At 64.3% G+C, this 21859-nt stretch carries 25 protein-coding genes; 11 read left to right on the forward strand and 14 right to left on the reverse strand.

Translation table 11 applies throughout. The annotated features are described in order from the left end of the window. The first annotated feature begins 76 nt into the window (after positions 1-76). Positions 77-688 (forward strand): TetR/AcrR family transcriptional regulator, encoded by a 612-nt coding sequence (locus tag IG197_RS23340; RefSeq protein WP_210346883.1) that lies wholly within the window; start codon positions 77-79, stop codon positions 686-688. On the opposite strand, the gene IG197_RS23345 is transcribed toward IG197_RS23340, so the two are convergent. Both IG197_RS23345 and IG197_RS23350 read right to left on the reverse strand, forming a co-directional pair. Further along, the gene (locus IG197_RS23345) at positions 685-1071 is read right to left on the reverse strand and encodes a DUF1801 domain-containing protein (RefSeq protein WP_192315208.1); all 387 of its coding nucleotides are present in this window, start codon (positions 1069-1071) and stop codon (positions 685-687) included. The two genes, IG197_RS23340 and IG197_RS23345, sit on opposite strands and share 4 nt — an antisense overlap. A gap of 72 nt (positions 1072-1143) precedes the next feature. Beyond that, positions 1144-2349, reverse strand: a complete 1206-nt coding sequence (locus tag IG197_RS23350) for a citrate synthase family protein (protein ID WP_192315209.1) — start codon at positions 2347-2349, stop codon at positions 1144-1146. 74 nt (positions 2350-2423) lie between these two features. On the opposite strand from IG197_RS23350, the gene IG197_RS23355 reads away from it, so the two are divergent. Both IG197_RS23355 and IG197_RS23360 read left to right on the forward strand, forming a co-directional pair. Beyond that, positions 2424-3506: a citrate synthase gene (locus IG197_RS23355; RefSeq protein WP_067959832.1), complete on the forward strand. Its 1083-nt coding sequence runs from the start codon at positions 2424-2426 to the stop codon at positions 3504-3506. 119 nt (positions 3507-3625) lie between these two features. Next, entirely contained in the window at positions 3626-3880 is a 255-nt protein-coding gene (locus tag IG197_RS23360) for a DUF333 domain-containing protein (protein ID WP_154384850.1), read from the forward strand. A gap of 4 nt (positions 3881-3884) precedes the next feature. Here the strand turns inward: IG197_RS23360 and IG197_RS23365 are convergent, their stop codons facing one another. From IG197_RS23365 to IG197_RS23375, 3 genes are all read right to left on the reverse strand, one after another. Continuing rightward, a complete protein-coding gene (locus IG197_RS23365) occupies positions 3885-4541 on the reverse strand; it encodes an isoprenylcysteine carboxylmethyltransferase family protein (RefSeq protein WP_192315210.1) in 657 nt (218 codons plus the stop codon). Between the two features lie 155 nt (positions 4542-4696). Further along, positions 4697-4957: a YiaA/YiaB family inner membrane protein gene (locus tag IG197_RS23370; RefSeq protein ID WP_115731274.1), complete on the reverse strand. Its 261-nt coding sequence runs from the start codon at positions 4955-4957 to the stop codon at positions 4697-4699. Positions 4958-5006: 49 nt separating this feature from the next. Then, positions 5007-5705: a PspA/IM30 family protein gene (locus IG197_RS23375; protein ID WP_192315211.1), complete on the reverse strand. Its 699-nt coding sequence runs from the start codon at positions 5703-5705 to the stop codon at positions 5007-5009. A gap of 144 nt (positions 5706-5849) precedes the next feature. Here IG197_RS23375 and IG197_RS23380 point away from each other — a divergent pair, with 144 nt between their 5' ends. Beyond that, positions 5850-6461, forward strand: coding sequence for a TetR/AcrR family transcriptional regulator (locus IG197_RS23380; protein WP_192315213.1), 612 nt, complete (start codon positions 5850-5852; stop codon positions 6459-6461). Positions 6462-6503: 42 nt separating this feature from the next. Here the strand turns inward: IG197_RS23380 and IG197_RS23385 are convergent, their stop codons facing one another. Beyond that, positions 6504-8672, reverse strand: coding sequence for a right-handed parallel beta-helix repeat-containing protein (locus IG197_RS23385; protein ID WP_192315215.1), 2169 nt, complete (start codon positions 8670-8672; stop codon positions 6504-6506). A gap of 304 nt (positions 8673-8976) precedes the next feature. Beyond that, the gene (locus IG197_RS23390; protein ID WP_083948529.1) at positions 8977-9246 is read right to left on the reverse strand and encodes a DUF2798 domain-containing protein; all 270 of its coding nucleotides are present in this window, start codon (positions 9244-9246) and stop codon (positions 8977-8979) included. Positions 9247-9481: 235 nt separating this feature from the next. Here IG197_RS23390 and IG197_RS23395 point away from each other — a divergent pair, with 235 nt between their 5' ends. Together IG197_RS23395 and IG197_RS23400 are read left to right on the forward strand one after the other, a co-directional pair. Further along, positions 9482-10093: a LysE family translocator gene (locus tag IG197_RS23395; RefSeq protein ID WP_192315216.1), complete on the forward strand. Its 612-nt coding sequence runs from the start codon at positions 9482-9484 to the stop codon at positions 10091-10093. Positions 10094-10177: 84 nt separating this feature from the next. After that, on the forward strand, positions 10178-10648 hold the full coding sequence (locus IG197_RS23400; protein ID WP_192315217.1) for a GNAT family N-acetyltransferase: 471 nt from the start codon (positions 10178-10180) through the stop codon (positions 10646-10648). Between the two features lie 24 nt (positions 10649-10672). Here IG197_RS23400 and IG197_RS23405 read toward each other — a convergent pair whose 3' ends face one another. After that, the gene (locus IG197_RS23405) at positions 10673-11503 is read right to left on the reverse strand and encodes an N-acyl homoserine lactonase family protein (RefSeq protein WP_210346884.1); all 831 of its coding nucleotides are present in this window, start codon (positions 11501-11503) and stop codon (positions 10673-10675) included. A 152-nt stretch (positions 11504-11655) separates the two neighbouring features. Here IG197_RS23405 and IG197_RS23410 point away from each other — a divergent pair, with 152 nt between their 5' ends. The 4 genes from IG197_RS23410 to IG197_RS23425 all read left to right on the forward strand — a co-directional run bounded on the left by IG197_RS23410 (position 11656) and on the right by IG197_RS23425 (position 14230). Beyond that, on the forward strand, positions 11656-12549 hold the full coding sequence (locus tag IG197_RS23410) for a helix-turn-helix domain-containing protein (RefSeq protein WP_192315218.1): 894 nt from the start codon (positions 11656-11658) through the stop codon (positions 12547-12549). Between the two features lie 131 nt (positions 12550-12680). Continuing rightward, complete coding sequence (locus IG197_RS23415) at positions 12681-12974, forward strand: GYD domain-containing protein (protein ID WP_067959851.1); 294 nt, start codon at positions 12681-12683, stop codon at positions 12972-12974. Positions 12975-13078: 104 nt separating this feature from the next. Then, positions 13079-13369: an HlyU family transcriptional regulator gene (locus IG197_RS23420; RefSeq protein WP_067959855.1), complete on the forward strand. Its 291-nt coding sequence runs from the start codon at positions 13079-13081 to the stop codon at positions 13367-13369. Positions 13370-13528: 159 nt separating this feature from the next. After that, the gene (locus IG197_RS23425) at positions 13529-14230 is read left to right on the forward strand and encodes an outer membrane protein (RefSeq protein WP_192315219.1); all 702 of its coding nucleotides are present in this window, start codon (positions 13529-13531) and stop codon (positions 14228-14230) included. Positions 14231-14302: 72 nt separating this feature from the next. On the opposite strand, the gene IG197_RS23430 is transcribed toward IG197_RS23425, so the two are convergent. From IG197_RS23430 to IG197_RS23450, 5 genes are all read right to left on the reverse strand, one after another. Then, positions 14303-14992: a glutathione S-transferase family protein gene (locus tag IG197_RS23430; protein ID WP_192315220.1), complete on the reverse strand. Its 690-nt coding sequence runs from the start codon at positions 14990-14992 to the stop codon at positions 14303-14305. Between the two features lie 17 nt (positions 14993-15009). After that, entirely contained in the window at positions 15010-15600 is a 591-nt protein-coding gene (locus IG197_RS23435; RefSeq protein WP_192315221.1) for a VOC family protein, read from the reverse strand. Between the two features lie 190 nt (positions 15601-15790). Continuing rightward, entirely contained in the window at positions 15791-17413 is a 1623-nt protein-coding gene (locus IG197_RS23440) for an ABC-F family ATP-binding cassette domain-containing protein (protein ID WP_192315222.1), read from the reverse strand. 145 nt (positions 17414-17558) lie between these two features. Continuing rightward, complete coding sequence (locus IG197_RS23445) at positions 17559-17858, reverse strand: AzlD family protein (protein WP_067959871.1); 300 nt, start codon at positions 17856-17858, stop codon at positions 17559-17561. Then, on the reverse strand, positions 17855-18595 hold the full coding sequence (locus IG197_RS23450) for an AzlC family ABC transporter permease (RefSeq protein ID WP_192315223.1): 741 nt from the start codon (positions 18593-18595) through the stop codon (positions 17855-17857). Before IG197_RS23450 ends, IG197_RS23445 begins: the two co-directional genes overlap by 4 nt. Before the next feature lie 171 nt (positions 18596-18766). Between IG197_RS23450 and IG197_RS23455 the strand changes: the two genes are divergently transcribed. Then, on the forward strand, positions 18767-19225 hold the full coding sequence (locus IG197_RS23455; protein ID WP_067959879.1) for an Lrp/AsnC family transcriptional regulator: 459 nt from the start codon (positions 18767-18769) through the stop codon (positions 19223-19225). A gap of 54 nt (positions 19226-19279) precedes the next feature. On the opposite strand, the gene IG197_RS23460 is transcribed toward IG197_RS23455, so the two are convergent. Then, positions 19280-21766 carry a PIG-L family deacetylase gene (locus tag IG197_RS23460; protein ID WP_192315224.1) on the reverse strand — a complete coding sequence of 829 codons (2487 nt, stop codon included), beginning with the start codon at positions 21764-21766 and terminating at the stop codon, positions 19280-19282. Between the last annotated feature and the right edge of the window lie 93 nt (positions 21767-21859).

Consider the following 21859-nt stretch of genomic DNA (forward strand, 5'->3'; position numbering starts at 1 on the left):
GGTGGGCTTGGCTGTTGACCCGTACTTGGGTGCGGGAAATATTGCGAATAATCGTGTCACCCACTACTCGCATCCCATGAACGCATCAAAGTCCCGGCTGCCCCCCCCCCGCAAGACACCGCGGCAAGAGCGCAGCGCTGCCACCTGCGCTGCGATCCTGGAGGCGGCTGCTCGCATTTTGGAGACGTCGGGCAGCGCCGGACTCACCACCAATCATGTCGCGGTGTTGGCAGGCGTTTCCGTCGGTACGCTCTACCAGTACTTCCCCGCGAAGGAGGCGATACTGGCCGAGCTTGTCCGCCAGATGCGACAGGAGATGCTGGCCGATTTCGTCGGTGCCGTGCGCGAGGCCGAGGGCAAGGGGCTTACCCATGCCGTCGATGCGATGGTCTCTGCGAGCCTGCGCCATCATCTCAGGCGGCCGACGCTGGCGCAGGCGCTGGAGCACGAGGAACTCGAGCTCGAGCTCGACAAGGAGACGGTGCAGCTGAAGGCCGACATGCGCGACCTGATCGTCGGCGTGCTGCGCGACCACGGCGTCGACCAGCCGGAACGCACGGCCTTCGATCTGATGTCGCTGTCCAGGGGCATCGTCGACGCCGCCGTCCGGGCCGGCGAGCGCGATTTCGACGATCTGCAGGCGCGCTTGCGCCGGGCGGTTGCCGGCTATCTCGGAATTCTTGCCTAGCTGCTCTTCGTCGGGTCGCCGACTTCGGCGTTCAGCCGCACCGCCTCCCGGACGAGTTTTTCGGCAAGCGCCGCATCCACCGTGTCACCCTCGCGATATTCCATGGTGGCGAGCTCGTATTTGCCGCCGGCCTTCAGCCTTGGCTCGATGCCGCGCAGCCGCTTGCCGCGCCAGAAGCCGAACAGTACGCGGGCTTCCTCCGCCCGGATGAGCAGGACCGGGCCATTGGAGAAGCAGACGATGTGGCCCCATTTGATGCGCGCCTCGGGATCGCCCGCGGCACGAGTGGCTGCGCGCAACGCCTCGACGATGTCGAGGCGCCAGTCGCTCAAGGCCTTGATATAGGCCTCCGGGCTCTCCGCTGGCACTTCCTTGCGCATCATCTGGCTGTTCTCTCCCTGCAGGCACGCTATCCCGATCGCGTTGGCCGCGCCATATCGTGTGCAGTTCAGCCCCTAGCTGCCGCCACGCCCCAGCGCGGGTCCGACATAGCGGGCGCGCGGGCGGATCAGTACACCTGACGTCAGCTGCTCGATGGCGTGCGCGACCCAGCCGATGGAGCGGGCGATGGCGAAGAACGCTGTCTCATGGCCGATCGGCAGCCCGAAGGTGCGCACCATCACCGCCAGCGCATAGTCGATGTTGGGGTGCAGGCCGGTGGCTTCGGTGATCAGCGTCGGTGCCTCGACGGCGAGGCGCCTGTCGGCGCCCGCCTCGGCCAGGGCTGTCAGCAGGCTGTCGGCGCGAGGGTCGCCGTCGCGATAGACGGTGTGGCCGAAGCCGGGGATGCGGTCGCCGATGGCGACACGTTCGCGGATGTTGGCGGCGACGTCGGTGGCGGCGAAATCGGCCACCATATGCGCTGCCAGCGGGCCAGCACCGCCATGACGAGGGCCCTTGAGCGCCACCAGGCCTGATATCAGCGCATCGTAGAGGTTGATGCCGGTGGAGGCAGCGCACCGCACCGTCCATGTCGAGGGGTTGAGCTCGTGGTCGGCAAGCAGCACCAGCGCGCGGCGGAAAATTGCCTCGGCACTGGGATGGCCAGGCGCCCAGGCGTTGGCCACCTGCAGATGGATCGGCGCAGGCGAGGGCGTGGTGCCAAGGATGCCTGAGGTGAGCAAACGGACGGCACGGGCACCAACCTCGACGCGGCCCTGGCGCGAGCGATTGAAGGCGCGGGAATCGTTGCCGCCGGCCAGCGCGAGCATGGCGATGGCACGTGGGATTGGCGCTTCACCCGTGGTGACCGAGGCCACGGCGCGTATGGTGTCGCTGATGACAGGCATGTTGGCGGCGGCGAAAGGGTCGGCGTCGTTCATGTCCCACAGCAGCGTCGCTGCCTGTTCCAGCGTCGCGTGCTCGGCCAGTGCCACTGCCTGAACGCCGCGATAGACCGACCCTTCGCTGGTGATGGTCGAAATCGCTGAATCGAGAACCGGCGCCTCGGTCTCTCCGGCGCTGGCGAGGCCGGCCGGGGCACGCCGCGCCAGAAGGGCTCGGACGTCGTCGGCACGGTAGCGCCGGGCACGGGCGTCGTCGGACGGTTCCGAGCGGATCAGGCCGCGGCTGACATAGGCATAAAGCGTAGCCGGCGAAACGGCGAGCTCGCCCGCGGCCTCGCGGGCCGAGAGATAGAGCGGTTCGGAGGCTTTTTTCATATTGATCAAGCTAATCAAGATTGATCAATATGAAAAGAGCTTCATCTTTCTGCAGCGCAGCAAGGAGCAAGCCCATGACACTTCATCAGACCACCGCCGGACTGGACGGCGTGACCGCGGCCATGACCGCACTTTCCCATGTCGACGGCGAGGGTGGCGAACTGATCATCGCCGGCAGCCGCGTCGCCCAGCTGGCTGCCGAGACGGATTTCGAGGGGGCTGCCGCGCGCCTGCTTTCGGCCGCCGGCAAGGAAACCGCAGCCGGCGAATTGAGGGCGGAGCTCGGCGAAGCACGTGTCCGTGCCTTTGCGCGGCTCGAAAAGATCCTGCCCGCGACCGAAAGCCTGGCGCTCGGCGCCGGCTTCCGCGCGGCGATCGCCGCGATCGATCGGGAAGACGGTCTCGACGACGAGGTGGCGCTTCTTGGCGCCATGCCGGTTCTGGCGGCAGCACTGGCGCGCAGCGCCGAGGGACTCGCCCCCGTTGCGCCCGATGCCAGCCTCGGCCAGGCGGCCGACATGCTGCGCATGATGCGCGGCACGGCTGCGAGCGACGCAGAAGCGGCGGCGCTGGACGCCTATCTGGTGACCGTCAGCGACCACGGCATGAACGCCTCGACCTTCGCCGCGCGTGTTGTCGCCTCGACCCAGGCGGACCTGTTCATGGCGGTGACGGCAGGCTACTGCGCGCTGTCGGGCCCGCTGCATGGCGGCGCACCGGCACCTGTCCTCGACATGCTGGAAGCCATTGGCAAGGCCGACAACATCGCACCATGGATCGACGCGGCATTGGCGCGCGGCGAGCGCCTGATGGGTTTTGGTCACCGCATCTACAAGGTGCGCGACCCGCGCGCCGACGTGCTGAAGCGGTCGGTGGGCACGTTGGGCTCGGAGGGTATGGATCTTGGCCTTGCCGCCGAGGTCGAGGGATATGCCCGCGAGGCGCTCGCCCGCGCCAAGCCGGGCCGTCGTCTCGACACCAATGTCGAGTTCTACACCGCGATCCTGCTTGGTGCGCTGAAGATCCCGCGCGAAGCGTTCACCCCGGTCTTCGCTGTCGGCCGCACGGCGGGCTGGGTCGCGCATGCGCTGGAACAGCAGCGCACCGGCCGGCTGCTGCGCCCGGCCTCAGTCTATACCGGGCCGATGCCGGCCTGAGAGCATGCTGACGGATTGCGCAAAGCCCGGGGCATGACCCCGGGCTTTTTCATTTGGCAATTGCCTTTGGACGGTACGACGCTAGATGCAGCGGTGGAAGCTTGAAGGGAGAGGGCCCGATGCGGCTGGTGGCGAGTTCTGTGGGATTGGCGGCCATTTCGCTTGCCGTGATGGGCGCTGCGGCGGCACCGCCGCAAAATCCGATCGGCATGGCGAACCCTGCCTCGGTGCATTGCGGCAACATCGGCGGCAAGCTCGAGATCCGCAAGGACGCCGGCGGCAACGAGACCGGCTATTGCCGCATGCCCGACGGCAGCCTCTGCGAGGAGTGGGCGCTTTTCCGCGACCAGAAATGCGTGGCACCGAAGGATTAGGCACTCAATACAGACCCGGCACCAGCCGCCATGTGCGGCGGGCGTAGTCGTCATATTCCGCGCCGAAATGGGTGCGCAGCAGGAGCTCCTCGGACCGGATGCGGGCGACCAGCGGCACTAGGGTGAGGCCGACGAGGATGACGCCCACGCCCGAGCGGAAGACAAGTGCCCAGCCAAGGGCGTTGACCAGCAGGCCGAGATAGCTGGGATGGCGGATGAGCGCATAGATGCCCGAGGTGACCAGCCTGTGCCCGGGCTGGATGGCAACCAGCCCGCTGAAGCGGCTGCCGAGGACGAAGAACGGCCACAGCCGGAGCATGCCGCCGGCGGCAAACAGCGCGACGCCGATCCATCGGATCGTTTCGCCGCCGATGGTCCAGAAGTCGATACGGTCGTCATAGGCCGGCAGGAAGGCACTGAGCAGGCCGATGACGCCGAGCGCCGGCAGCACCCAGCGATTGGCGCGGTCCTCCTGCTCGCCCGGGCTGAGATTGGCGCTGCTGAACAGGGCGACGACCATCAGGACGACGGTGAGGATTGCGGCAGCGGTGCGGGACGGGTTTGAGAAGAATGCCATGAAGCCGCCCGCGCCGAGAATCGCAAGCCCGAGGCTGACAAGCGTGCCGGCCACGCCAAGGATGAGTATTTTGAGAGAGGGCATTGTTTTCCACGTCCCCGATGCAAGCGTTCCCACCTTAGCCGAAAGCAGTGCTTAGAATGCAAGGGCGGCCTGTGCGGTGTGTAACCGTGGGCCGTACCTTGAAGAATCAAGATTCCGACCCGCGCGATCTTCACCGCGCGGGTCGGGCTACTTGCTTACTCCTTGCCGACATACTCGCTGAGCAGTTTTTCGTTGCGGGCTTTTTCGATCTTGGCGGTCAGTTCGGCGGCGAGACGATCGTCCATACGATACTTGACCAGATTGACGAGGGCGCCGGTGAGCAGAAGCACGCCCATGCCCCAGTAGCCCTTGGTCGAGAGGTCGACCGGCGCCAGCCACAGCGACAGGGCGAGCATGAAGTAGGCGACGGCGACGGACGCGGCGTTGAACAGGATATAGGTCTGGTTCGGGCTCATGATTTTCCTCCTTGGTTGACGTGATTTTCGGGACTGAGGGATTTCGGTATCAATTGGTTGGCGAGATGCCGGTCGTGGCTGCAAGACGTTGAAGGACCTGGGTCGCATCGACCCTGACGGGCAGGCCGTGGCCGGCGTTTGCCAGTCTCATACGAACCGCATCGCCGCTCAGCTCGTCGTCAATGGCATCGATGACGAAGGCTTCCTCGAGCGGATCGCTGCGGTCATGGATGCGGGCGATGAGAGCCTCTGCCTCCTTGAAGCCGGCGGAGCCGCCCAGCGAGCGGTTGAGGCCGCGCTGGGCACGATGCTCGGCGTCGAGCGCCCTGGCCGAGATCAGGCCCTGGTTGAGGTCGACAATCTTGGCATGGGCCTTCTCGATCGAGAGCCGCATGCGGGTGATCCGCTGCTCCAGCGCTGCCAGCGTCGCCTGGCGAACCGCGCGTTCGTTCTCCAATTCGGCGATGACGGTTGCGCCGTCATGCGCCAGTTCATTGGCGCCGGCATGAAGCGCGCTGGCGGTCCGTTGCTCGAGATCCCCGATGCGTTGTGCGAGGCGCGATAGGGCTGCTTGCTCGCTCCGGTGCCGGATGACGATTGTCGCCAGGGTCTGCTTGGCGGCGCTCAGGCCAGACTGGGCATTCCTGATATGCTGTTCGATCAGGTCGATGGCAAAGCGGTTTTCAAGGCCGGTTTCAGCCTTGGCTCCCGCAACCGCCAGCAACGACTTGAAGACATTCCGTATCATGCTTCCCTCCCTTGAACACTGTTCATATTTGAAGGCTACCACAAAATGAACATTGTTCAAGAGGTATTTTGAACGATGTTCATTTTGGCCGCGTTGTGCTATCTGGATGGCAATGGCGGGCCTTCAACATTGGCAGGAAACAGGATGGCGCTGGATCGCAACGAGACGAAGGAGCGGGTGCTCGGCATCGCCGAAAGGCTGCTCAACGAAGGGGGGGCTGCCAAGCTGCAAGCGCGCACGATCGCCAGCGAGGCCGGGATCGCGGTCGGCTCGATCTACAATCTGTTCGGGGACCTGACCGGTATCTTGCGGGCGGTCAACACGAGGTTGCTCGAACGACTTGATACCGTCGGCAATCAGGTGCTTGGCGACCTGGAGCGTCAGGGCGTGACTGATCCGGTCCGGCTGCTTCTGGCACTGGCCGGGGTCTATCAGCGTTTCGTCGGTGAGAACCCGGGAAGCTGGCAGTCACTTCTGGCCACTGGCCTTGCCGGTGAGCCCTCGGACGAAACCAGGGCATATGAGGAGCGGCTTTCGAGCAGCTTCTTGCTGATTGCCGACATCCTGGAAAAGAGCGGGCTGATTACCGATCCGCGCCTGAGGGGAACGGCCGCGCATGCCTTGTGGTCAAGCGTCCACGGTATCGTAACAGTCGGCTACGCTACCGATGCCATCGAGGGCAGACGAGGGGACGTGTCGGAGCAGATCACGCTTCTGGTGACGACCTTCGTCGCCGGCCTCAGGCAGAGGGTATGACGGGAGGGACCCACGCGACGGATGCCGCGCGGGTCGCGTTTGTCACTTGCAGGTGGTCTTCAGCTTGTTCGCTTCGATCGCCGTGCCGTTGAGCTTCAGCACCGAGCCGTCAGTCTGGGTCAGCGAAGTGCCCGACCATGCGCCCTGATCGGCGAGGCAGTTGAGCGGCGTGTCGACGACGGTGATATTGCCGCGGATGTTTTCGGCAGGACCGGAGAAGTAGAGGCCTGCCTTGCTGGCGCCATCGACGCGCATGTTGCCGAAGTCGATGTTCTTGACCGGGCCGCCGAGGAAGTCCCACTCGCTGCCGTAGATGTAGGCACCATAGGTGCCGGCATTGGTGATGGTGACGTCCTTGAAGCTGATGCCGGAGACGGGGTTGAGGAAGATGCCGGCATTGCGGGTGCCGTCGATGGTGAGGCCGCGGACATTGACGTTGGTCGTCACCGCATTCTCAGGCAGGGTCGAGGCGGTGACGAGCATCAGCCCGTTGATGCCGCCCTTGAGCGTCATGTCGGTGATGGAGACATTGGAGGTGCCCTGGAGCACCACCAAGTCCATATCCAGGCCCTGTTCGGAATTGTCGACGGTGACCTTGTTCATCGTCACGTCGTTGGCGGCGACGAGCAGGATGCCTTCGCGGCGCGACTTGCTGATCCTGACGTTGTCGATGACGATGTCGCTGGCGGCGTGGGTGATCACCTCCGGCCAGTCGCTCTGGTCGATGCGGCTGCCGGCGAAGATGCCATAGGTGACGCTGTCGATCACCGTATCGCGGACGGTCAGCCCGCTGGTGCCGAGCGCGGCGATCGCGGCGTGCGGCGCGCGATTCGGCCGGCCGACCGCGAACTCGCAATTGGTGTTGCTGTTGCAGATGTAGAGGTCGTGGATGTTGGCGCCTGATATCGTGGCGCCGGTGACGTTGTCGAGGCGGATGCCGTCGCCCGCGGTCTTCGAGATGTCGACGTCGCGGATCGAGATGTTGGAGGTATCGCTGCTGGCGATGCCGGCGAGGCCGCCGGTGATGGTCAGTCCGGCGATCTCGCTGCCCGAGGCCATGCCGACGACGTGGGCGGCGGCGTTGGTGCCAGTCAGCTTAGCTGCGTCGCCGCCATTGCGGAACGCGGCCTCTATGCGACTGTTGGCGCCGCGTACGGCGATCGATCCGCCGCCGCCGACCATGTGCTGGCCGGCGCCGAGCTGCAGCGCCTGGCCGAGCGTGATGCCGCCATTGGCCAGCACAAGCGCGTTGGTGCCGGCGGTGCTGAGTGCTGCATTGATGGCTGCCGCATCACCCGTTGCCTGCGAGATCGAGACGACCTTGCCGATGGCCTGACCGCCGTGGACAAACTCAGCGGCCTCGTTCACGCCATCGCTGTCGGCATACGTGCGGATGAAATCGGCACGTTCGACGCGCTGGAACATCGGATCGAAGGCGGCCTTGCCGGTGCGGCTCGATCCGCCGAGTGGCACACGCAGCCGCGCGGTGAGGCCGAATTCGGTCTGGTCCTCATTGTCGTAGGAAATCGAGGCGCCGAGCGCCAGCATCGAACCGGAGACACCGGGCAGGCCGGAGAAGCTGACCTCGGTGCGCGCCTTGATGCCAAGCGTGTCATCGAGGCCGCGCGCGCCATCATACCAGTAGGCGCCGCCGAAAACCTTCATCTCGGCGTTCATGCTTTCGGGGAAGACGGGCAAGCGCAGGCCGACTTCCGTGTCGGCGCCGGTGCGGGCGAATTCGCGGCCGGCCTGGAACTTGAGTTCGCTGCCGGAGACGAAGGCGTGGCTCAGGCTTGCTGCGACCTTGTCGTCGCCGAGGGGGAGATAGGCGTTGGCGCGCGCTTCGTAGACCGGGCCCAGCGCTTCGACGCCGAATGACAGCTGGTTGAAGCTGTTGCCGTGTTCGCTGTTGAAGACGTCGAGATAGCCATAGCCGCCGAGCAGCCAGCCACCTTCGACACGGTGGCGGTAGCCCATGCCGAACGAGGCCTGCCGTGCCGAACCTTCGACGAAGCGGCCGCTGGCGTCGAAGAAGGCGCCATTGCCGTTGTCGAGCAGGAACGGCATGAAGATACCGATGCCGCCATTGCCGACGCCATAGGCAAGGTTGCCTTCGAGTTCGAGGATCGGCTGCTGGGCTTGCGCAAAGGCGCAGGTCGAAAGGGCGGTGCCGGAGGCCAGCGCCACTGCAAACAGGCTTGGGAATTTCATGGCAGGTACTTCAAATTTCCGATTGAACGTCGGTGAGCTAAAATACCTGAATTGAAGAGTCCAGATTAAATCGGAGACTACGGGCGTCGCCTGTGGACGACGTTTTTCCTTTTGTTTCAATGCGTTGATGCTAATTTAGACCATTGCCGGGTTGGTTTGTTAGAAACCGCTGTGGACACTGGGGCAGATGGCGACCACGCGCCGGACCGCAGCGGTCGTTGCCGACTGCTGCGGCAAATTGGTTTTCCATTGGGCCAGACCGCGCGCCGGGGCAGCCGCTCATGCCGCCCGGCGCGTTTCGCTTCTAGCTTGCCTTAGGTGCCGCGACGACAAGTGCCACGATGCGCCTGACCAGCGGCAGGACCAGAAGCAGCGTCGGGAACGCCACCAGCCAGGACAGAGCCCAGGCGGCGGGCCAGGTCGACAGGAAGGCCGGCGTCGGCCCAAGGCTCTTCAGCGTCGAGATGGCCGAGACGACAGACGACATCAGCACCGAGAGCACCAGTGGCATGATGATGGCGGCATAACGCGCGGGCAGCTTCCCGCATGTGCGGGGATGGGAACGTAAGCTCATGGGATTGCTCATTGGAAGCGGTCGATCACGAGAGTGCAAGTCATGGCATTCCTCCCGGTCGCGACCGGTTGAATGCGTTGCTTGACGTGAGACGCTTACGGCATGCGTGGAACGCAGCGCAGCCTAGATAGCTTTGACCGTTGCGGAATGCAACGGTGCCGGGCATAGCTTTTCGGGTGGCTTTTGCCGGTGAAGGTCTTGCTTTATGGTCGCCGCACCTTGAGGGAGGACACCAGTGTCGATCGAATTCCTGCTGACCACACTGATCATCGTCGCATCGCCCGGCACGGGCGTCGTCTACACACTGGCGGCGGGGCTGTCGCGCGGCGGCAAGGCGAGCATGCTTGCGGCATTCGCCTGCACGCTCGGCATCGTGCCGCATCTGATCGCCGCGCTGACCGGCCTTGCCGCGCTGCTGCACACCAGCGCGCTGTTGTTCGAGGTCGTCAAATATGCCGGCGTTGCTTATCTGCTCTACATGGCCTGGCAAAGCCTGCGTGAGCAGGGCGCGCTGAAGGTCGAGGCCGATGCCGATCCGCGCAGCGCATGGCAGGTGCTGGTCGACGGCATCCTGATCAACGTGTTGAACCCGAAGCTGTCGATCTTCTTCGTTGCCTTCCTGCCGCAGTTCATTGCGCCCAACGAAGCCAACGTGCTGGGACGCATGCTCGAACTGTCCGGTGTATTCATGCTGGCGACCTTCGTCATCTTCGCCATCTACGGCCTGTGTGCAGCGGCCGTGCGCGACAAGGTGACGGGTAGCCCGCGCGTCATGACCTGGATGCGGCGGACGTTCGCCGCCGCCTTTGTCATGCTCGGCGCCAAGCTGGCCCTGACGGAACGCTGAAAGTGGTCCTGTCGGCCGGGTTGCCCGGCCGTCGTGGCTGCGCTTTAGTCGCGTTCGATGCCATTGTGAGCCGAGCCTGACGAAATGCAGTTCCAAATTGCCCTGGAAGATCCAGCCAAGCCTGACGTGATCGCGCTTTTGGAGGCGGGCGACGCCTATGGCGCTTCGCTCTATCCTGCCGAAAGCAACCACTTCCTGCCGCTCGAGGCGTTGCGGGCGCCCAATGTGCGCTTCGTCGTTGCCCGCGACGGGCAGGGCACGGCACTCGCCACCGGGGCCGTCGCGCTGTCGGACGATTTTGCCGAGCTCAAGCGCATGTGGGTGGTACCTGAAGCCAGGGGCAAGGGCATTTCCAAGGCCGTTCTCGCAGACCTCGAGGCGCGGGTGATCGAGGCAGGCCAGTCGTTGTTGCGCCTGGAAACCGGCATCGACAATCATGAAGCCCTGGCGCTCTATGAGCGCCAGGGCTTTGCCCGTCGCGGGCCCTTCGGCGACTACCGCGAGGACCCGCTCAGCGTGTTCATGGAAAAGCAGTTCGGCGTGGCCGCCGCCTGATCAGCGCCGCCCCGGAGTTTCCGCTTACTTCGCGCTCGCCGGGAATGCGGGCAGCTTGGCGATGTCGTTGGCATCATGCTGGACGACGAGCGTCGCATCAAGCGCCTTCGCCATGTCCTGAAGCCTGCCCATCGAGGCCAGCGACTGTGCTCTGTCGACATTGAAGGGCGGCACGCCGTTGTTCGTGAACTGCTCCTCGAAATGTACGGTGTCGCCGCTCAACAGCACGGCTACCTTGCCGGCGAGCCGGACAAGCAGCGAGTAGCTTCCATGGGTGTGGCCGGGCGTCGACAGCATGACGACGGAGCCGTCGCCGAACACATCCTTGTCGCCTTCGACTGTATTGACCGGCGCCTTGCCGTCGAGCCATGGCTTGACCAGCGACGGGTCGACGGCGAAGGCCGGCGGTTCGGCGCGAAAGCCGTCGAGGTCGGCCTTGCCGATCAGCAACCTGGCCTGCGGGAAGTCGGTGGCCTGGCCGACATGGTCGAAATGGTTGTGGCTGATGCCGACGGTTTCGATCTTGTCAGGCGCCACGCCGATCTCGGACAACTGGTCCTTGATCGTCTTTGACAGGCTCGGCTTCATGCCGTTGCCCTCCTGCGATGCGCCGAGCAGTGCGGCCGGCAGGCCGGTGTCCCACAGCATGTAGGATGCGTCGTGGCGGATCAGGTAGCAGCTGTCGGTCAGCGTGCGTTGTTCGCCCTGATAGCGCAACGTGTCGGAGAAGGCGGAGAGATCGCTGATCTTGATCGATCCACAATCGAGGCGCCAGAGTTCGATCTCGGCGGCCTGAGCGGTATCCATGGCCGGGAGGGCCAGCATGACGGCCAGCAGAAATTGTGCAGTTTTCACTTGGGATCTCCTTGAATGCGGCTGCGGCGATTGCCGACGCCGCGCAAAATGGCCTGCTGGCGCAGGGCGAGCGTGCCCGGAATGGCGGCGATATGTACCCGAAACGCTCAAAGTGACGTCGACAGCGCCATTGCAGGTGCTACTGTTGGGGTATGCTCAAACCAGTCGAAGACGCCCAAAGCACATTGTCGCGACGCCTGCTGCAACTCCTGCGGCCGCTGGAGATGTCGAGCCGCACGGCGCGCGGGCCGGGGCTGCACACATTCGCCCGCCAACTGTTCAGCTATTGCTGCATCGAGCGCGAGCGACTGGTGAGCGTTGTTTCGGAAATGCCGAGAATCGGCATCGTGCTTAGCGGCGAAAAGGAGTTCTGGCTTGGCGACGCCGGCCAGCGTTTCGTGGCGGGTGATGTGTTCGTGCTGCCGGCGGGTACGCCGTTCGACGCGGTCAACATTCCCTCTGAAGCCAACGGCCTCTACGAGTCGCTGCTGCTCGAGGTCACCCAGGTGCCGAAATGGGTGCAGGAAATGCCGGGCGCTGCCCGCCCAGTCGTCGGCTTCGACCTGCGCGTGCCACTGTCTCAGGAACTCGTCGATGCGCTCGGACATGCCGCCATCTCGCTCGGCGGGTCCGATCATGCCGCGGTGCTGGCCGAACATCGCCTCGCCGAAGTGCTCATCCTGCTCAGGAAGTTGCCGGTGGCACAGCCGCTGTTTGCGCAGTCGCTGGCCGAGCGCGCAGCATGGCTGGTGGCGCGCGCGCCGGCCAGGCGCTGGACGGCCGAAGAGATCGGGCGAGAGCTCGGTGTCGGCGCCTCGACGCTGCGGCGCAAGCTGGTCGAAGCGGGCACCTCGTTGCGCGGCGTCCAGGCGTCGGCCAGGATGCAGCTGGCGCATGAGATGCTGGCGCGCGGCGAGGGCAACATCACCGATGCGGCCGATGCCGCCGGATACGCTTCGAGGTCGCATTTCGCCCGCCGCTTCCAGGCGGTCTATGGCGCGTCTCCGGCTGAAGTCCGGTTGCGCGAGCCAACGCAGCAGGGTTGATCCGCGCTAAACCTTGCCGGAAGGCCGGCGGGGGAGGATACTGCCTCTCCGTGGATGCATTTTAGGGCGATGACCCGGATGCCCGCCCCGGCCTTCATGCCGTGCTCCGTGGCACCGGAGGGAGGTGTGCAGTGACGACATACATCATGCTGATCAACTGGACCGACCAGGGCGTGCGCGACGTTCGTTCGTCGCCCAAGCGGCTCGACGCGGCCAAGAAGCTGCTCGGTGAAATGGGCGGCTCATTCAAGCAATTCTACCTGACCATGGGCGAGTACGACATGGTGGCGGTCGCGGAGGCGCCCGACGATGCGGTGGTGGCGCGTTTCGCGCTGATCCTGGGGCAGGCCGGCAACATCAGGACACGTACGCTGAAAGCCTTCCCCGAACTTGCCTATCGCGAGATCATCGCGTCGATGGGCTAGGCGGATCGCCACGGCGCAAGCCCGCTGCCTGCGCCGTGGCTCGAAACGCCTCGACTGAATCAAGGTGACCGTCTAAGCTTCGGAAAAACAACGGGAAGAACCAGATGTCGTTTCTGAAGAGACTTTTTGGCGGGGGCGGGAGCTCTGTCGAGACCCAGACGGCAGCGGTGGCCAAGGAGATCGAATACAAGGGCTTTGCCATCAAGGCGATGCCGTACAAGGAAGGCGGCCAGTTCCAGACTTGCGGCATCGTTTCCAAGGATGTCGAGGGCGTGGTCAAGGAACACAAGTTCATCCGCGCCGACCGTTTCGCAGCGCTCGACGACGCGGTCGAGGTGTCGCTGACCAAGGGCCGTCAGCTCGTCGACGAGCAGGGCGAACGCATGTTCGGCTGAGGCCGATTGTCTCCGGCGAGGCTTGGTTCGCCACGATGCAATTCCATCATGTTGCCCTAATGCAACTTGCTGTCGCAATGAGGCTTTGCGCTGCGATCCTGCCTTGCGCGACGGATTCTTGAAACCCTACGGTGGTTGCAACCGAATCTGGAGACTGGCATGAAATCCGTTCTTCTCGCCTCGACTATCTTCCTCGCCGCGACCGGTGCCAGCATGGCGGCAGATGCAGTGGCGGCTGACCCGGTGGCAGCACCGTACAACTGGACCGGCTTCTATGCCGGCGTCCATGGTGGCTATGCCTGGGGCAGCGGCGATGGTCCCTACCCGGATGCAGCGGGGGTTCGGTTCGAGACAGCATACCCCGAGGCTGATGGCGGTCTGCTAGGCGTTCAGGTTGGCTACAATCATCAATGGGGCAATTGGGTTCTCGGTCTCGAGGGTGATCTGTCCTACTCCTGGGCTGATGGAAGCTCAGGGATCGAAATCTTCCCTGGCGGGGGCGATGCTGGCGGCCATACGGACAGCGAGTTCACCTACCTTGCAAGCATCACCGGCCGTGCCGGCTATGCCTTTGACCGCACCTTACTTTATGCCAAGGGCGGCATCGGCTTCACCCGCCTTGAAATCACCGACTACGACAACCCGGCTTCATTCAACGCGCGTGGATCCAAGACGCTGACCGGCTGGACCATAGGCGGTGGCGTCGAGCATGCACTGAACGACAAGTGGTCGGTAAAGGGCGAGTACCAGTTCTACCGCTTTTCGGGCGACGTTGCCGTGAACGATCCGGCACTGTTCCGCACTTACGAAGGCGATTTCAACGTTCACGCCGTCAAGATCGGCCTGAACTACAAGTTCTGAGGCGCGCTATTGCCTTGCTATCACCCCTGGCCTCGCGCCGGGGGTTTTTGTTTCCGAGGGCTGTGGCCAAGCCTAGCCGAGCGACCTGACATAACCGATGTAGCCGCGCACGTCGCTGGCTGGTTCGGTGTAGGCGTCGCCCAGCGATTTCTCCATGGCCGCAACATAGGCCTTTGCCCAGGCCGGCAGCGGATAGTCGATGACGGCGAGGAATTCCAGAGTCGCGGCGAGCCTGATGTCGGCGATTGACGGGCTGTCGCCGCCGATGAAGGGCTTGTCCTTGATGTAGAAGGAGCGAAACACGTCGAGCGGCTCGGCGAGGGCTTCGACGGCGGCCTGGCGCGCCTTTTCCTTTGTCGGCGCGTCAGCGTCGCTGTGGCCGACTTCGCCGAGATATTGCGGGAAGTTGAGTGCCGGGTAGGTGGCGCGCGCGAGATAGGGATAGAATGTGCCGATGAGGTAGAACATCGCGCTGTCGATCATCGCGCGCCGCTCGGCATCCCTGGGGTAGAGGTTGTCCAGTCCGTGCTTGTTGGAGAGGTACTGCATGATGGCGCAGCTCTCCCACAACACGCCGTTTGGCAATTCGGCGCTTTCGATCATCGGTGTGAGATGGGCCGGGCATGCAGCGAGATATTCCGGCGTGCGGGTCTGGCCATAGACGTCCTTTTCGGTGAAGCCGAGTCCCGAGGCACGCAGGAACACCCGCGCGCTCAAGTTGTTGACGCTTGGCTTGATGACGTTGAGCGTGATGTCGGCCATGTCAGCTTCTCCCGGGTTCAGCTCTTGCGATAGGGATCCTTGGGTTCCCGCCCGGCCGACAGGGTCGACCGGCTGCGCTCGGTGAGCGCCTCGATGGCGTCGGCAAGGTGGATTTCGGCGATGTTGTAGTCACCGCGGGCGACCCTGACCTTGTGCGCCTCCATCAAAACGTCGGCATGGGTATGCCCCGCCGGCGGCTCGAACCGGTAGGAGGCGAGCTCGATCAGGAGGCCGAGGGGATCCTCGAAATAGATCGAATCCATGAAGCCGCGATCCTTGACGCCGCTGTGCTTGATGGCGCGCTCGTTGAGGCGCTCGACGGCCTGCAGGAACGTCACCCGCGAGACAGAGAAGGCGATGTGGTGCACGCAGCCGATGTCGGTCGGCGTCCGCTTCGGGTCAGGCTTGCGGTTCTCGTCGGTGAAGATGGTGATCAGGCGGCCGTCGCCGGGATCGAAATAGAGGTGGCTCTCGCTTGCCTTGTCGAGATTGGGTTGCTCGAAGATGAAAGGCATGCCCAAAATGCCTTCCCAGAAGTCGATCGAGGTGTTCCGGTCAGCGCCGACAAGGGTGATGTGGTGTACGCCTTGCGCCTGGAGCTTTCGCATGTGCAATCCTCCGTCGGCAGCAGTGTCGCACAAGCCCCATCACAAGCAATAGACCGAAGGAGTGGCGCTGTCTGGCCTTGCTGACACTTGGACGTGCACGCAGCAATCGAATTTCAAACAAAAACCCCGGCATTGGGCCGGGGTCTGTGTGTGCTGCGTGCGAACGAAGCCTTGGCGCCAGAGCGTCAGCTCAGCTCCTGAGGCCGGGGGCTTCCTGGCCGGTGCGCTCGACATATTCGGTGTAGCCGCCGCCATAGGTGTGGATGCCGTCAGGGGTGAGCTCAAGCACGCGATTGGACAAGGCGGCGAGGAAATGGCGGTCGTGCGAGACGAACAGCATGGTGCCCTCATATTGCGAGAGCGCAGTAATCAGCATTTCCTTGGTGGCGATATCCAGATGGTTGGTGGGCTCGTCGAGCACCAGCAGGTTGGGCGGATCAAACAGCATGATCGCCATCACCAGGCGGGCCTTTTCACCGCCTGACAGCACGCGGCACTTCTTCTCGATCTCGTCGCCGGAGAAGCCGAAGCAGCCGGCGAGCGCGCGCAACGGTGCCTGGCCGGCCTGCGGGAAGGTGTCCTCGAGTTGCTGGAATACGGTACGATCGCCGTCGAGCAGATCCATGGCGTGCTGGGCGAAATAGCCCATCTTGACGCTGGGGCCGCGCGCGACCGTGCCGTTGTCGGGATTGGAGGCGCCAGCGACAAGCTTCAGCAGCGTCGACTTGCCAGCGCCGTTGATGCCCATGATACACCAGCGTTCCCTGCGGCGAACCTGGAAGTCGAGGCCTTCATAGATGGTTTTCGAGCCATAGCTCTTGTGCACGTTCTTGAGCGTGACCACGTCCTCGCCCGAGCGCGGTGCCGGCTGGAATTCGAACGACACTGTCTGGCGGCGCTTCGGCGGTTCGACCTTGTCGATCTTGTCGAGCTTCTTGACCCGGCTCTGCACCTGGGCGGCGTGCGAGGCGCGCGCCTTGAAGCGTTCGATGAAGGCGATTTCCTTGGCCAGCATCGCCTGCTGGCGTTCGAACTGGGCCTGCTGCTGCTTGTCGGCCAGCGCACGCTGCTGCTGGTAGAACTCGTAGTTGCCGGTGTAGGCGGTCAGCGAGCCGCCGTCGATTTCGACGACCTTGTTGACGATGCGGTTCATGAACTCGCGGTCGTGCGAGGTCATCAAAAGCGCGCCGTCATAGTTCTTGAGGAAGGCTTCGAGCCAGATCAGGCTTTCCAAGTCGAGATGGTTGCTTGGCTCGTCGAGCAAAAGCGCGTCGGGGCGCATCAACAGGATCTTGGCGAGTGCAACGCGCATCTTCCAGCCGCCGGAGAGCGCGCCGACGTCGCCGTCCATCATTTCCTGGGAGAAGCCGAGACCGTCGAGCACCTCGCGGGCGCGGCCGTCGAGTGAATAGCCGTCGAGCTCCTCGAAACGGCCCTGGACCTCGCCATAGCGCTCGATGACCTGGTCCATCTCATCGGCGCGGTCGGGATCGACCATCGCCGCTTCCAGCTCGCGCATCTCGGCGATCAGCTCGCTGATCGGACCGGCGCCGTCCATCACCTCGGTGACCGGGCTGCGGCCTGCCATGTCGCCGACATCCTGGCTGAAATAGCCGATGGTGACGCCGCGGTCGACCGAGACCTGGCCTTCGTCGGGCTGCTCCTGGCCAGTGATCATGCGGAACAGTGTCGTCTTGCCGGCGCCGTTCGGGCCGACGAGGCCGACCTTCTCGCCCTTCTGCAGGGCCGCCGAGGCCTCGATGAAGACGAGTTGCTTGCCGTTCTGCTTGCCGATGTTTTCGAGACGAATCATGATTTGTAGGACCCAGAGGATTGGTCGGGTCACCACGCCATCGGTTGCGCCCGCAAAAGAGATCGCCCGTAAAGCACTCCGCACCTTGGCGCGCAAGGGCCGCCGATGTCACAGGCACCGGCGGCGCGGAGACAAAAGCATCTTGCTAACCGAGCAAGTGGCGCAGGACGCCGGCCGACGCGATGCCGACGATGACGGTCGGCAGCATCGACAGCCGCGTCGCCGCAAGCACGGTGATGGCGAGCGCCAGAAGATCGGCCGGATTGTCGGAGACAAAATCAGGCGCGATCACCGAGATCAGCACGCAGCCCGGTGCTGCTTCCATGACAGCAGTGGCGCGCGGGCTCAGCGTCCGGTTGCGCAGCATGACGTAGCCGCCGATGCGGGTGAGGTAGGTGACGCTGGCCATCAAGACGATGGCGAGAAGGTTGATCTGGTCGATCATGCTTCACCTGCCAGGACATAGGCCGCAACGAGGCCGGACAATGCGCCGGCGGCGACATACCAGGCGCCGGGAACCAGGAGATAGACGAGGGCGGCAACGACGAGGCTGACCAGCCATGGCCGTGCGGCGGCGACGCCTCTCCACATGCCGGCGAGCAGCACAAGGAACACCGCCGGGAAAGCCATGTCGAAGCCATAGGCCTCGACGTCGCCGAGCACCGGGCCAAGTGCGCCGCCAAGCCCGGTGAAGACGACCCAGGCGAGGTAGAAGGGGATCGATGCGCCGGCATAATAGGGCAGGCTGAAGGCCGGGCCTAAGCCCGCCGCAGCACGTTTCCTGGCGTCGGCAAGCCCGAGCGCCCAGCTCTCGTCGCACATCAGGAAAAGTGCCGGAAATACCTTGCGCCTGGGCAGGTGGCGCAGGAACGGCGCAAGGGCCGCTCCCATCAACAGGTGGCGGCTGTTGACCAGGAAGGTGATGGCGACGATGAGCAGCACATGCGGCGGCGAGGTCCACAGCTGGATCGCGGCGAATTCGGAGCCGCCGGCGAAGTTCAGGCCGGTCATCAACGGCACCTCGACAGGGCTCAGCCCCTTCTGCGCCGCCTGGGCGCCAAGCACCAGCGCATAAGGCACGATGCCGAGCAGCACCGGCGTGCAAGAGCGCATGCCGCGCCAGAACTCGGAACCGCTGCCGCCTTCTGCCCGGTCGGACAATGTGGCCTGTGAAACACTCATGCAATCATCCCGCGCGCCTTGCGGGGCGCGCCTTCCCAAAAGGTTCGAGGTGATGGTGTCGAACGGCAATCTAGTCCAAGGCGGGCGCAATTTGGTTGCGAAGATTGTTGAGTTTGGTGCCGATATGGCATCTGATGCGGTAGGTGGCTAAAAAATTGGAATTCTGAGCCAATGAAGCTGGATGACATCGACAAGCGCATCCTGCGCGCCTTGCAGCGCGACGGCCGGATGGCCAACAATGATCTGGCGCGCGAGGTCGGACTGTCGCCGTCGCCCTGCCTGCGGCGCGTCAAGCTGCTGGAGGAGGCGGGGGTCATCGACCGCTACGTCGCCATGCTCAATCCGGCCAAGATCGGCAAGGGGCAGACTTTTTTCACCCGGATATGGCTGAAAGCGCAGGACGAGGACACGATCGAGCACTTCGCGGCCGAGGTGGCGAAGCTGCCCGAGGTGCTGGAATGCTACCTGATGCTCGGCGACTGCGATGCCATGGTGCGCGTCGTGGCCGCCAACATCGACGCCTACCGGCGCTTCCAGTCCGAGCATCTCAGCCGCATCAAGGGCGTGCAGAACGTCAAGACCGACGTGCCGAGCCAGACGATCAAACAGACGTCGGAGATGCCACTCTAGGCGGCATTGGGGGAGAAAATAGGCCCCGGCGGTTGCCGGGGCCTTTCGTTTTCGTCAGGCGGGCTGGACCAGGTTGGCCAGCAGGCGGAAGGCGCCGGGCACCAGCTTGTCGAGCTGGTGGTGCAGCACGAGCGAGGTGTGGGTGTGGCGGCCCTTGCCGATCTCGGCCGACAGCAGCGAGCCTTGCAGCTTGTCCTCGCCCTTGTCGCTCATCGCCAGCAGCGGCTTGTAGGCCTTGTCCCACTCGGAGGCGAAGTAGAGGCCGCGCTCCTTGTCCCAGTTTGCCCAATCTTCCGGCCCGATCTTGTTGGGCTTGTTGAGCAGCGGGTGCTCGGGCTCCAGGATATCGACCTCGGAACTAGCGTCGGTGACGCGGTAGCGGATCGAGGGCGAGCCGATCTTGAGGAACAGCGGTGGCACTTTCTCGGCATCCCAGCCGTCGCTCGGGCGGTGGTAGAGGGTGACCAGATGGCCGCCATCCTGCACCCACTTGTGCAGTTCGGGCACGGCTTTGGCGAGGTCCTTGCGCTTGCCGAAAGCGAAGATGCCGACGACGATGGTCTTGAGGTCGCGATATGCACCCTGTCCGACTTCGGCCGGGCTGAGCTCGACGACATCGATGCCGAGGCGCTTCATCCACAGGCCGACCTTGTCGCTGCCGCCGCCGATATAGCCGACCTTCAGGCCGGTCAGCTCGGCGCCCACCGTCTGTACCGGAACCGAAACCCTAGTCGGCACGACGGAGCGGCCGATATGTGGGTAGGTGAAGGTATTGATGGCATAGGCGCCCTTGCCGAGAAGCTGGGGTTCGATGGCAAAGCGGGTTTCGCCGGGTTTCGCCGGCGGCTGCAGGTCGAAGGTGCCTGAGTTGCCAGACGCCTCACCCGACGGGTTGAGTGCCCAGCCTTCCGGCAGATCGATCTTGAGGTCGCCGACCTTGGCGTTGGTGACGGTGGCGGTCATGGCGACGGGTGCCAAGTCGGCAGCGGTATTGAACACCACCGCGTCCGGCTTCAGCTCCAGGGATGCCGCAGGCACCACCCGGAGCGCGTCCTCGAGGTCGACGTCGAGCACCGCCGAATGGCCGCCAATGTTGGCAGTCAGGCGCACGAAGGCATCGCCGTTGCCGCCGAGCGGGTCGAACTGCTCGGTAAGCGGATTGGTGAGCTCGGCGTCGGCTGCGACGGAAAGCTGGTCATTGCTCGCCGTCAGGCCCTTGCGGGCGATGATCTCGGCCGATTCAACGACAACGTTTTCAGGGGCTTCGACCAAGGTCTTGATGGTGATACTGTCGCCCGGCTTGAGGTCTTCGCCTGAGGTGAACGCTCTGACATGCATGCCTGCGGCGGTTGCCAGAACCAGGTCGATTTCGCGCGCCTTGCGGTCGAGGCGATGGGCAACCTCGGTGCGCAACTCCTGCGGCAGCTGCTTGCGGGCCTCTGATATGGCCTTGGCAATCTCGACGGCCTTGGCGGTCACCACGACGGGGTCGCCATAGTCGGCGATGGCCTCGTCGATCCGGCCCTGGGCGTTGCGCAGGGCGTCCGCCGAGGAGGCCGGCATGCCGTCGAGCTTGGCGATGTCGCCGACGGTGGCGATCAGGCCCTCGCGGATGTCACCTTCGGTCTTTGCCGGCTCACCCTTGGCGACGCGGGCGAGATGCAGCTGCCACTCGGTCTGCGGCTCTTCCCGCCATTTGCCCATGCCCTGGGTCAGGTGGCAGGAGCGCGACCACTCGCCCATCTGCGGGAAGGTGGCCCCCGAGATCTTGTCGCGCTCGGGCGCAGTGACGGTCAGAGTGGTCGGGGGTGGGGGCGTTTCATCGTCATAGACGCCGCCACCACCGCCATAGGCCGGTGAATAGATCTTGGGCACGTTCCATGGGTCGAGGCCGGCGGCGAGCTGTTCGGGATACTCCTTGGCGTCGCCCGAAATGTCGGCGGAGATGAAGGTAGCAACGACGGCGGCGCGGTGCTGGCCGTGCTGGCCAGGCACGTCGAGGAAGCAGTTCATGACGATGTCGGGCTTGTACTGGCGGAACGCCCAGGTCATTCGCTCGACGACACGGTCGCGGCCCCAGCGGTCGATGGTGGCGTTGGGATCCTTGGAGAAGCCGAAATCGTGCACCGAATCGGAGTGGCCGCGGCCGCCGAAGGCGAGCGAAGCGTCAAGTGAGCGCGAGGCTTCCTGCATTTCGCGTGTGCGAAGCACGCCAAGCACCGAACCGCGCTCGGCGCCGATGCTGTTCTGGCCGCCTTCGCCGCGCGTGATGCAGTAGAGCACCGGGCGGATGCCGTAGACGTGGCGCAGGGCGGCGAGCAGGCCGCTTGGCTCATCATCGGGATGGGCGCCTGTGGTCATGAATGTGAGCGTCGAGGTGAGGCGCTCCAGGCGGCGGTGCAGGGTCACGATTGCCGGCTCAAGCTTCTGCCTGGCGATCAGTTCGAGGTCGGTGGCGGGCGTGGCGTGCGCGGCGGTGCGCATGGCCAGAAGGGCAGGCGGCAACGAGGCGATGAACAATCGCCGGGTCATCGTGGACATGGAAATCTCCTCTCGTAATCAGGCGGCGCCGTGAGGTGGCAGCTCCCCTCCCGTGGGCGCCTGCGCTGGCCAATGGAGCCAGCAAGCAGACTA

The sequence above is a fragment of the Aminobacter sp. SR38 genome, assembly GCF_014843375.1.
In the GTDB taxonomy this organism is placed as follows: Bacteria; Pseudomonadota; Alphaproteobacteria; order Rhizobiales; family Rhizobiaceae; genus Aminobacter; species Aminobacter ciceronei.

Excerpts from the sequence above, each read along its gene's own strand:
- IG197_RS23430 (WP_192315220.1), bottom strand. The coding sequence starts at position 14,992 with ATGGCCGACATCACGCTCAACGTCATCAAGCCAAGCGTCAACAACTTG.
- IG197_RS23355 (WP_067959832.1), top strand. The coding sequence starts at position 2,424 with ATGACACTTCATCAGACCACCGCCGGACTGGACGGCGTGACCGCGGCC.
- IG197_RS23445 (WP_067959871.1), bottom strand. The coding sequence starts at position 17,858 with ATGATCGACCAGATCAACCTTCTCGCCATCGTCTTGATGGCCAGCGTC.
- IG197_RS23450 (WP_192315223.1), bottom strand. The coding sequence starts at position 18,595 with ATGAGTGTTTCACAGGCCACATTGTCCGACCGGGCAGAAGGCGGCAGC.
- IG197_RS23425 (WP_192315219.1), top strand. The coding sequence starts at position 13,529 with ATGAAATCCGTTCTTCTCGCCTCGACTATCTTCCTCGCCGCGACCGGT.
- IG197_RS23385 (WP_192315215.1), bottom strand. The coding sequence starts at position 8,672 with ATGAAATTCCCAAGCCTGTTTGCAGTGGCGCTGGCCTCCGGCACCGCC.
- IG197_RS23350 (WP_192315209.1), bottom strand. The coding sequence starts at position 2,349 with ATGAAAAAAGCCTCCGAACCGCTCTATCTCTCGGCCCGCGAGGCCGCG.
- IG197_RS23390 (WP_083948529.1), bottom strand. The coding sequence starts at position 9,246 with ATGAGCTTACGTTCCCATCCCCGCACATGCGGGAAGCTGCCCGCGCGT.
- IG197_RS23410 (WP_192315218.1), top strand. The coding sequence starts at position 11,656 with ATGCTCAAACCAGTCGAAGACGCCCAAAGCACATTGTCGCGACGCCTG.
- IG197_RS23370 (WP_115731274.1), bottom strand. The coding sequence starts at position 4,957 with ATGAGCCCGAACCAGACCTATATCCTGTTCAACGCCGCGTCCGTCGCC.
- IG197_RS23420 (WP_067959855.1), top strand. The coding sequence starts at position 13,079 with ATGTCGTTTCTGAAGAGACTTTTTGGCGGGGGCGGGAGCTCTGTCGAG.
- IG197_RS23460 (WP_192315224.1), bottom strand. The coding sequence starts at position 21,766 with ATGTCCACGATGACCCGGCGATTGTTCATCGCCTCGTTGCCGCCTGCC.
- IG197_RS23435 (WP_192315221.1), bottom strand. The coding sequence starts at position 15,600 with ATGCGAAAGCTCCAGGCGCAAGGCGTACACCACATCACCCTTGTCGGC.
- IG197_RS23365 (WP_192315210.1), bottom strand. The coding sequence starts at position 4,541 with ATGCCCTCTCTCAAAATACTCATCCTTGGCGTGGCCGGCACGCTTGTC.
- IG197_RS23375 (WP_192315211.1), bottom strand. The coding sequence starts at position 5,705 with ATGATACGGAATGTCTTCAAGTCGTTGCTGGCGGTTGCGGGAGCCAAG.
- IG197_RS23360 (WP_154384850.1), top strand. The coding sequence starts at position 3,626 with ATGCGGCTGGTGGCGAGTTCTGTGGGATTGGCGGCCATTTCGCTTGCC.
- IG197_RS23455 (WP_067959879.1), top strand. The coding sequence starts at position 18,767 with ATGAAGCTGGATGACATCGACAAGCGCATCCTGCGCGCCTTGCAGCGC.
- IG197_RS23340 (WP_210346883.1), top strand. The coding sequence starts at position 77 with ATGAACGCATCAAAGTCCCGGCTGCCCCCCCCCCGCAAGACACCGCGG.
- IG197_RS23345 (WP_192315208.1), bottom strand. The coding sequence starts at position 1,071 with ATGATGCGCAAGGAAGTGCCAGCGGAGAGCCCGGAGGCCTATATCAAG.
- IG197_RS23380 (WP_192315213.1), top strand. The coding sequence starts at position 5,850 with ATGGCGCTGGATCGCAACGAGACGAAGGAGCGGGTGCTCGGCATCGCC.
- IG197_RS23400 (WP_192315217.1), top strand. The coding sequence starts at position 10,178 with ATGCAGTTCCAAATTGCCCTGGAAGATCCAGCCAAGCCTGACGTGATC.
- IG197_RS23440 (WP_192315222.1), bottom strand. The coding sequence starts at position 17,413 with ATGATTCGTCTCGAAAACATCGGCAAGCAGAACGGCAAGCAACTCGTC.